Source organism: Mesorhizobium sp. M7A.F.Ca.MR.148.00.0.0 (genome assembly GCF_003997735.1).
In the GTDB taxonomy this organism is placed as follows: domain Bacteria; phylum Pseudomonadota; class Alphaproteobacteria; order Rhizobiales; family Rhizobiaceae; genus Mesorhizobium.
Map to the genome: position 1 here is coordinate 1 of NZ_RZTB01000094.1, position 8,516 is coordinate 8,516.

9 protein-coding genes are annotated in these 8,516 nt (G+C 61.6%); 5 read left to right on the top strand and 4 right to left on the bottom strand.

From position 1 onward, the window contains the following. Both EOB49_RS25560 and EOB49_RS25565 read left to right on the top strand, forming a co-directional pair. Positions 1 to 664 (top strand): porin (locus EOB49_RS25560; RefSeq protein ID WP_164781806.1); only part of this gene is annotated, 664 nt, incomplete at its 5' end. 237 nt (positions 665 to 901) lie between these two features. Beyond that, positions 902 to 1,996 (top strand): site-specific integrase, encoded by a 1,095-nt coding sequence (locus tag EOB49_RS25565; protein WP_127382606.1) that lies wholly within the window; start codon positions 902 to 904, stop codon positions 1,994 to 1,996. 58 nt (positions 1,997 to 2,054) lie between these two features. Here EOB49_RS25565 and EOB49_RS25570 read toward each other — a convergent pair whose 3' ends face one another. Together EOB49_RS25570 and EOB49_RS25575 are read right to left on the bottom strand one after the other, a co-directional pair. Continuing rightward, positions 2,055 to 2,954, bottom strand: a complete 900-nt coding sequence (locus tag EOB49_RS25570) for an alpha/beta hydrolase (RefSeq protein WP_127382607.1) — start codon at positions 2,952 to 2,954, stop codon at positions 2,055 to 2,057. A gap of 232 nt (positions 2,955 to 3,186) precedes the next feature. Continuing rightward, the gene (locus tag EOB49_RS25575) at positions 3,187 to 5,238 is read right to left on the bottom strand and encodes a lytic transglycosylase domain-containing protein (protein WP_127382608.1); all 2,052 of its coding nucleotides are present in this window, start codon (positions 5,236 to 5,238) and stop codon (positions 3,187 to 3,189) included. Between the two features lie 247 nt (positions 5,239 to 5,485). On the opposite strand from EOB49_RS25575, the gene dapA reads away from it, so the two are divergent. The 3 genes from dapA to EOB49_RS25590 are packed head-to-tail and all read left to right on the top strand — an operon-like array spanning position 5,486 to position 7,597. Then, positions 5,486 to 6,367 (top strand): 4-hydroxy-tetrahydrodipicolinate synthase, encoded by an 882-nt coding sequence (gene dapA, locus EOB49_RS25580; RefSeq protein ID WP_127267153.1) that lies wholly within the window; start codon positions 5,486 to 5,488, stop codon positions 6,365 to 6,367. A 25-nt stretch (positions 6,368 to 6,392) separates the two neighbouring features. Next, a complete protein-coding gene (smpB, locus tag EOB49_RS25585) occupies positions 6,393 to 6,872 on the top strand; it encodes an SsrA-binding protein SmpB (RefSeq protein WP_013532594.1) in 480 nt (159 codons plus the stop codon). Positions 6,873 to 6,886: 14 nt separating this feature from the next. Further along, positions 6,887 to 7,597: a GH25 family lysozyme gene (locus tag EOB49_RS25590; RefSeq protein ID WP_127382609.1), complete on the top strand. Its 711-nt coding sequence runs from the start codon at positions 6,887 to 6,889 to the stop codon at positions 7,595 to 7,597. A 47-nt stretch (positions 7,598 to 7,644) separates the two neighbouring features. Here EOB49_RS25590 and EOB49_RS25595 read toward each other — a convergent pair whose 3' ends face one another. Beyond that, a complete protein-coding gene (locus EOB49_RS25595; RefSeq protein WP_127382610.1) occupies positions 7,645 to 8,301 on the bottom strand; it encodes a uracil-DNA glycosylase in 657 nt (218 codons plus the stop codon). A gap of 11 nt (positions 8,302 to 8,312) precedes the next feature. Further along, a partial coding sequence (locus EOB49_RS37980; protein WP_245472838.1) for an NYN domain-containing protein occupies positions 8,313 to 8,516 on the bottom strand: 204 nt, incomplete at its 5' end.

Here is an 8,516-nt window from a genome sequence, read left to right on the forward strand (position 1 = left end):
GGACGAATCGGCCTTCAACACGTTCACCGGCTACGCCGGCAACGTCATCAACGATACGCTGGTTCCCTACGGCGATTTTGACACCAACGTGATCCAGTACTACTTCGACGCTGGCAACGGCTTCTCGGCCGTTCTCTCTCTCGAAGAAGGCTCGGGCGTGAAGGGCACCATCGACAGCTATGTTCCGCATGTCGTCGGCGGCCTGAAGTGGACGCAGGGCTGGGGCGGCATCTCGGGTGTTGTCGCTTATGACAGCAACTACGAAGAAGTCGCTGGCAAGGTTCGTTTGGATGTCAACGTCTCTGACGCCATACAGCTGTGGGTCATGGGCGGTTACGGCACCGATGACAACCTCTCCGACCCGACCTGGCATGTCCCGGCTGGCGGTCGCGGCTTCTACAAGCAGTGGGGCGGCAACTGGGCGATCTGGGGCGGTGGCACCTACAAGTTCAACGAGAAGACCTCGTTCAACACCCAGATCTCGTATGACGAAGACGAGAACCTCGGCATCGCGGCGAACATCGCCTATGACGTCGTTCCCGGCTTCACGGTCACAGCCGAAGTCGACTACGTCAATGCGGGCAGCTTCCCGGCCTCCAACTGGACCGGCGCTGACGATGACAGCAGCATCGGCGGTCTCCTCCGCTTCCAGCGCTCGTTCTAAGGGCTGGTTCCTTACAGGTGAAATCCAGCCCGGGCGCACAACGCCCGGGCTGTTTTTGTTTCGTGACTGGATCAAGGCAAACAGAAGGATGGGGGTAACGGTAGCTGAATAAATCCGTGGAATGGTTTCGTGGGATCCGCTGATGGGCGGATGAAATCACAACTGCGTGATCAAAATCTCTTGAAAGGACGCTTCCAAGCGGGTAGGGCTGACCTATCCCACTCGGGGGTGTGGCAAATGATGACGAACGAAGCGATTCAAGAGGGCGAGTCCTCTGATCATTTTTCGATGTTTTCTTCTCAAAGTCCGAAGATTCGATACACCTACAACAAGATTAGAGAAGTAAAGTCGCATCGGGTCGGAGATCTTTTTTCAGCATATCGGGACATATTATGGGATGATGGGCGGCATAAGTATAATGTCAGCTCGTTCATCGGCGAAATAGACGAGATTCTCCTTGGTGAGCGTTTCAGCGCCTTTGACCAAAGTACCCTGGACAACCTTATCGGCACCTTGCGCCAGCGCGGCAACAGCAACGCAACCATCAATCGAAAGATGGCTGCCCTCAGCAAACTGCTGCGCAAGGCTCACAAGATGGGAGATATCCACAGCCTGCCCGAGTTCCGCCGCCAGAAGGAGCGGGCGGGTCGGATTCGCTTCCTCGAAAGGGATGAAGAGGCGCGCCTGTTCGCCGCCATCAAGAGCCGCAGCGAGGATGCCTACAGACTGTCCGTCTTCCTGGTCGACACCGGATGCCGTCTCGGCGAGGCGCTCGGGCTGATCTGGAATGATATCCAGGAGCATCGCGTCAGTTTCTGGATCACCAAATCCGGCCGCAGCCGCACCATTCCGATGACCGAGCGGGTCAAGGAGGTCATCAAGCTGCCTCCCACCGAGGGTCGCCGGCCCAAGGGACCGTTCACCAAGCTCAGCCAGGCACAGTTTCGTGCAATCTGGAACGACGCGAAGGCCGAAGTCGGACTTGGCGCAGACGACCAGGTGGTGCCGCACATACTGCGCCATACCTGCGCGTCGCGCCTTGTCCAGGGCGGCATCGACATCCGGCGCGTGCAGATGTGGCTCGGCCACCAGACGTTGTCGATGACCATGCGCTACGCGCATCTGGCCACCAACGATCTCGATGGCTGTGTCATCGTGCTGGAAACACCTCGATCGACTCAGCCGGGCGGCAATCGCGCTGAAGGCTCCATGTTTTCTTCGCCTATGACGACGCCTTCGTCGCCGACGGCAGGGCGGAAAAAGAAGGACGAGGCAGCCGCCGCCGCAAAGGAGTCGCCGAAAGCGACTCGGAAAAGTTCAAAAGCCAAGTAGGCTAAAGAATCCCCACCTATACTATAATAGCTATCCCGTGACCTTGTGGTCATGGGATTTACTTCAGGATATTCTTCCGCTCGGCTTGATCGAGAAAAGCGGCTATGTCGCCCGGTAGGCTGCCGGTCTCGAGGAATGGCGCATGGCCCTGGCCCTCGACAGTGATCGCCTCCATCATGGAATGGCGCTCTCTCATCTGCTTAAGCGTATCTATGGACAGCAATCTCGAATTGGCACCACGTATGGCGAGCAACGGGATGGCGGCCAACGCCTCGAATTGAGGCCATAGATCAGGCAGCTTCTGCGTCAGATCGAGGCTCGCCACGGTATCCACCAGCTTCGGATCGAAATCCGGCATCAGCCCATCATCCGTTTCGCGGTAGAGAGCCCATATCATCCGGTCCCAGTCGGCGCCGGCAAGGGCGGGGAAGTCTTCGCCATGCACGCTGCGCTGGGCGGCAATTGCCTGTGGGCGAGTTTTCGGTGCCGGGTCGCGCTCGAGATAAGACTGGATATGGGCAAGTCCGGCCGTCTCGATCACCGGTCCTATGTCGTTGAAAGTAATGGCTTTCAGGACGGATGACCGCATCATCCCGAGCACATGGATAATCAATCCCCCGCGCGAGGTGCCGATGAAGGCCGCTTCTCCGATGTTCAACGCCGTCAGCCCGGCCAGGATGTCGCCAGCCTCCACGCCGACATTGTAATTTTTGACGTCGGGATCATAGGTTGACTGCCCGCGCCCACGGTAGTCGAAGGCGATTACCTTGCGCGGAGTTGCCGCATGCGTCGACAGATAGAGCGCCAGCTCGTGAAAATCCCTGGCGTTGCGGGCCAGGCCAGGCAGGCAGACAACCGGCCAAGATCCGCTATTGGCCTCACCGTAGATGCGAGCATGGAGCTTCAGCCCATCCGGTGCGCTGTAGAAGAAGTCGGAGAATCTTTGCTCGCTTGCCATCGGAATGTTCGATCTCGCTGTACCGATCTGGACAGCTACAGGCGAGGGCAGGGATGGTCAAATGAAAGGCGCTCTTGCCTTCTCCCCTTGTGGGAGAAGGTGGATCGGCGCGCTAGCGCCGAGACGGATGAGGGGTGTTCCAGCGAAGGGAGGCGTTGGCGTTCCCTGGAACACCCCTTATCCGTGGCCTTCGGCGACACCTTCTCCCAAAAGGGGAGAAGGACAGAAAGCCTCAGCTCCGCCCGTTCACCAGATCCCCGACAATGTCGTATTTGCCCGAAATACGCATCTTGTAGACCTCGTAATTCTCCATCACGCGCTGAACGTAACTCCTTGTTTCCGTGTAGGGAATCCGCTCGATCCAGTCGACGACCGCGTCGATGTCCTTGCCGCGCGGGTCGCCATATCTGGCCACCCACTGGCTGGCTCGGTTGGGGCCGGCATTGTAGCCGGCGAAGGTCAGCACGTAGGAGCCGTTGAAGCGATCGAGCTGCTCGCCGAGGAAGGCTGAGCCAAGCGTCGCATTGTAGCCGGCATCGGTGGTCAGCCGTGTTTGCGAAAACTGCAGCCCGGCCTTCTTCGCCAGTTGCCTTGCGGTTCCCGGCATCAGCTGCAGCAGCCCGCGCGCGCCGGCGCTGGACACGGCGCCGATGTTGAATTCGCTTTCCTGACGGGCGATCGCATAGGCCATGGCCTTGCCCGAGCCGGAAATGTCGGCCGAATCGGGAATGACGCCGAGCGGATGCGACAATGCGCCGACATCGATGCCACGCGCGCCGGCGATCTTGCCGATTTTCAGCGCCATGAAATGGTTCCCTTGCTTTTCCGCAAGGACAGCCAGCAGCGCCAGTTCGCCCGGACTGGTCAACTGCCCGGCAAGGTCGCGATAGAGCGTCTCGGCATAGCGGTCGTAGCCCGCCTCCTGCAGCCGCTTGATGGCGCTGACGGCCTCGCGGCCGGCAAAATTCTGCCGGTCGGCTGCACTTGGCGAGGGGTAGGCGATGTTCAGCGCCTGCCGGCCCACGCGTTCGGCGGCAAGCTGACCGTAGAATGTCGTGCCATAGGCAGCGGCGCGCGCAAAATAGTCCTTTGCATTGCCCGGACCGCCGACTTCCGCGGCACGGCCGAGCCAGTAATAGGCACGCGACAGCGTCATCGGCCCCTGGGCGAGGTCCGCGATGCGAGCGAAATGACTGGCCGCGGTTTTTGGGTCGTTCAGGCCGCGCAGCGCGTACCAGCCAGCATGGAATTCGGCGTCTGCCGCATTGGCGGCACTTTCGGCGGCGTGTGTGGCGACGATCTTGTACGCGGTCTTCATGTCGCCCTGGTCTACCAGTTCGCGCGACAGCACCCGGCGCTCGACCCACCAGGCATCCGGATCGACGAGAGCGTCGCGATCGGTCGGCGCCTGCATCACAATGGCGGCGGCCCCGGCAAAATCCTCCTGCTTGCGCAGATATTCGGCCTGCGCGAAGAAGTAGCCGGCCGAACGTTGCATTGCCGGCACGGCCTTCAGCAGCTTTGGCGCGTTCTTGTCGCCTTTGTCGGCCGCCGCCCAGGCCTCGGCGAGCTGCTGGGCACCGGCCAGGCCGGCGACGCGCAAGGCGGAATTCGCGCGGTCGGCATAAAACATGCGCTCCATGCGAAAACGGTGGTCGGTGGCCGGGATCAAGCTGCCGAATTCCTTGATCAGCGCCGCCTCGTCCCTGGCCTCCAGGATCGCGGTGCGCCAGAAGGGCGACAGCACCGAACGTGCCGCCTTGATATTGCCCGACGCCACATAGGCGCGGGCAAGAACCATCACGCCTTCGAATGTCTGCGGCTGGCCGCCGTCGAATGCCGCAATGACGGCATCGGGGGCGGGATTTTCACGGTAGAGTGCGCGTTCGCTGTTCTTGCGCAGGACGACGGTGCCCGGCCAATTGGGCAGCATCTTGGCCGCAGCAGTGATATCGCCGCTCGGAACCTTGTCGCCGCCATAAAGCGCGATCGCCCAGGCAAGGATATGCTGGTCGAGCGACTGAGCCGGAAGGGCATTGCGCACTCCACGAGCGCGGGGACTATCGCCCGCCGCCAACGCATCCAGCCCGCTTTTCAGGGGGGCGACGTCAGGCAAGGGCGCCTGTCGCGTCCTATCCTGCAGGTCTGGCAGCGCAATTGCCGCGCCTGGCATCGGAATGGCTGAGGTGACCCGTACGTCCACGCTACCGCTGATCGCCATGCCCGGCATCAGCGCGAGCGTGGCGCCAAGCAGCGCGAAAAGGTGAGGCCGACCGCCCGGCATGATCCTTAAGTCTTTCCTTGTCCTGGCATTCCCCAAGCAGGCGAAGATGCCTCGAAGCCTAAACTTAGGTCGTGAAGAGCTCGTAAACAAAGGGTTAGCGAGGCTGTTCGAATTGCGCTTGCTGGCACCATGGCAATGCTTGCCGCGCAACCATGTCGAGACTATGGTGCGCCGCTTCGCTTTCGGTTAGAAGGCGCGACCACAAACACCGACACAAAACACCAGAAGTGCCAAGGAGTTGGACGACATGCTGAGAGGCTCGCTTACTGCGCTCGTGACACCGTTCGAAAAGAGCGGGCGTTTCGACGAGAAAGCCTTTCGCGCGTTCGTCGAATGGCAACTCTCAGAGGGCACGACGGGCCTGGTGCCGGTCGGCACCACCGGCGAGTCGCCGACGCTGTCGCACGACGAGCACCGCCAGGTCGTCAAAGTGTGTATCGAGGTGGCCAAGGGCCGCGTTCCGGTCGTCGCCGGCGCCGGCTCCAACAACACCGAGGAAGCAGTCGGCCTCGTGCAGTATGCCGAGAAGGCCGGCGCCGATGCCGCCCTCGTCGTCACGCCCTACTACAACAGGCCGACACAGCGCGGTCTTTACGAGCATTTCGCGGCGGTCGCCAAGGCGACCAAGCTGCCGATCATCATCTACAACATCCCGCCGCGCTCGGTCATCGACATGATGCCGGAGACGATGGGGCGGCTCGCGCACGACTTCAAGAACATTGTCGGCGTCAAGGATGCCACCGGCAAGGTCGAAAGGGTCTCCGAGCAGCGCGCCACGTGCGGCAAGGATTTCATCCAGCTTTCGGGCGAGGACGCTTCGGCGCTCGGCTTCAACGCCCATGGCGGCGTCGGCTGCATTTCGGTGACGTCGAATGTCGCGCCGCGGCTGTGCGCCGAATTCCAGGAGGCAACGCTTGCCGGCGACAGCGTCAGGGCGCTGGATCTGCAGGATCGCCTGCTGCCGCTGCACAAGGCGATCTTCATCGAGCCTGGCGTTTCCGGCGCCAAATATGCGCTGTCGAAGCTAGGCAAGGTCGAAAACGTGCTGCGCTCGCCGCTGGTGACGATCGAACAGTCGACTGCCGACAAGATCGATGCGGCTATGAAGCACGCCGGCTTGATTAATTAGGGATGAGGCGCCACCTCTCCACATCATGAATCAAGTCAGAAAAGCCGATCCCAACAACAAGACCGTTTCGGAAAACCGCAAGGCGCGGTTTTCCTATGAGGTGCTTGACACGGTCGAGGCCGGTCTGGTGCTGACCGGCACCGAGGTCAAGTCGCTTCGCCAGGGCCAGGCCAACATCCAGGACAGCTATGCCTCGGTCGAAGGTGGCGAGATCTGGCTGATCAATTCCTATCTGCCGGAATATCTGCAGGCCAACCGCTTCAACCATGAGCCGCGGCGGCGCCGCAAGCTGCTGCTCAACAAGCGCGAGATGGCGAAACTGTCACAGAGTGTCGACCGCGAAGGCATGACACTGGTGCCGCTGAAAATCTATTTCAACGACCAGGGCCGCGCCAAGCTGCTGCTCGCTGTCGGCCGCGGCAAGAAACTGCACGACAAGCGCGAATCCGAGAAGCAGCGCGATTGGTCGCGCGAGAAGGGCCGGCTGTTAAAAGAGCGTGGGTAGGCGGGGCCATTCGCTTGAAGAACCGGATTGTTCTCTTTGGTTTGGCCAGCCTGGTCTTGTTGTGTTTCCTCGCAGCAGGCGGCTATCTCTATTTCAGGTCATTCTCGCCGGATCGCGATAAATATCCGGTCAGGGGCATCGACGTCTCCCATCATCAGGGCCAGATCGATTGGCGGCGCGTAGCCGCCGACGATGTCGCCTTTGCCGTCATCAAGGCGACCGAAGGCGGCGATCATGTCGATGATGCTTTCGCACGGAATCTGGAAGAGGCCCGGGCCGCCGGTCTCGCCGTCGGCGCCTATCACTTTTTCACCTTTTGCCGGCCGGGTGCGGACCAGGCGAAGAATTTCATCTCGGTGGTGCCGCACGATCAGCCCCTGCTGCCACCCGTGGTCGATATCGAATTCGGCGGCAACTGCCCGCAGCGGCCGACGCCCGAACAATTGAACGCCGAACTGGCCGCGTTCCTCGCTCCAGTCGAGGCGGCGTTCGGCAAGCCGGCGGTGGTCTATCTGACCGACGACGCAGCGGAAGCGTATGCAGGGCGCATTGCTGCCCGTCCGCTCTGGCTCCGCTCATTGCTCCTGGAGCCGGATCGCGACGACTGGGTCTACTGGCAGTACCACAACAGGGGTCGCGTTGACGGCATCAATGGCGATGTCGACCTGAATGTGCTGCAGGGTGGGCCGGCCGTGTTGGATGCGCTGAATGCACCGCCGCGCTGAGTTGATGTCTGGCGGACACCAGCTCTAATTACTGCAAAAACATTCCTCTATGTCCGCAAGAATTCCGCTATCTGGCTGAAAACGCTGAAGAACATTGCCTCGGTCAGCACGCCGGTATTGGTGTTGTAGCGTGAGCAGTGATAGCTCGAAAACAGCGTGACGCCACCGGCCGGCAGCTGCCCGCCATGCTTGAACGGGTAGGCGGCGACGCGCCCACCCAGCGCCCGCACCGTCGACTGATGCGCGATCGATCCCAGTGCCAGCACGGCGCGCAAATTAGGGAACCGGGCGATCGTCGGCACCAGGAATGTCCGGCAGGTGGCAATCTCGGCGCCCACCGGCTTGTTCTCAGGCGGCACGCAGCGCACGGCATTGGTGATCGCCGTGCCGACAAGCTCCAATCCGTCGTCGGGTCTGGCCTTGAATTCGCCGCGTGCAAAACCGTGCGAAATCAGGGTCGAGTAGAGCAGGTCGCCGGCATAGTCGCCGGTGAACGGGCGGCCCGTTCGGTTGGCACCGCGAAGGCCGGGCGCCAGCCCGACGATCAGCAGTTGGACCGTCGCGTCACCTTCCGAGGGCAGGAAAGTCGGCACCGGCGCATTGAACCAGGATGGTTCGCGCTGCCGCCACTCGGCGATGAACTCGTGCAGCCGCGGGCAGAGCGGGCAGTCGCGGCTGGGCTCGGAGGCGGAAGAGGCGGTCAAGGCGACCGGCCTCAGTAATCATCCTCGTCGACTTCGGCCGGCTCGGGCCTGCGCACCGGCCGCTCCGACGGATCGCGGCCAACGTCGTTCTTCAAGGTCGTCAGGTCGATGAAATGGTCGGCCTGGCGGCGCAGATCGTCGGAGATCATCGGCGGCTGCGAGGCCATGGTCGAGACGATCGACACCTTGCGGCCGCGCCGCTGCAGCGCCTCGAC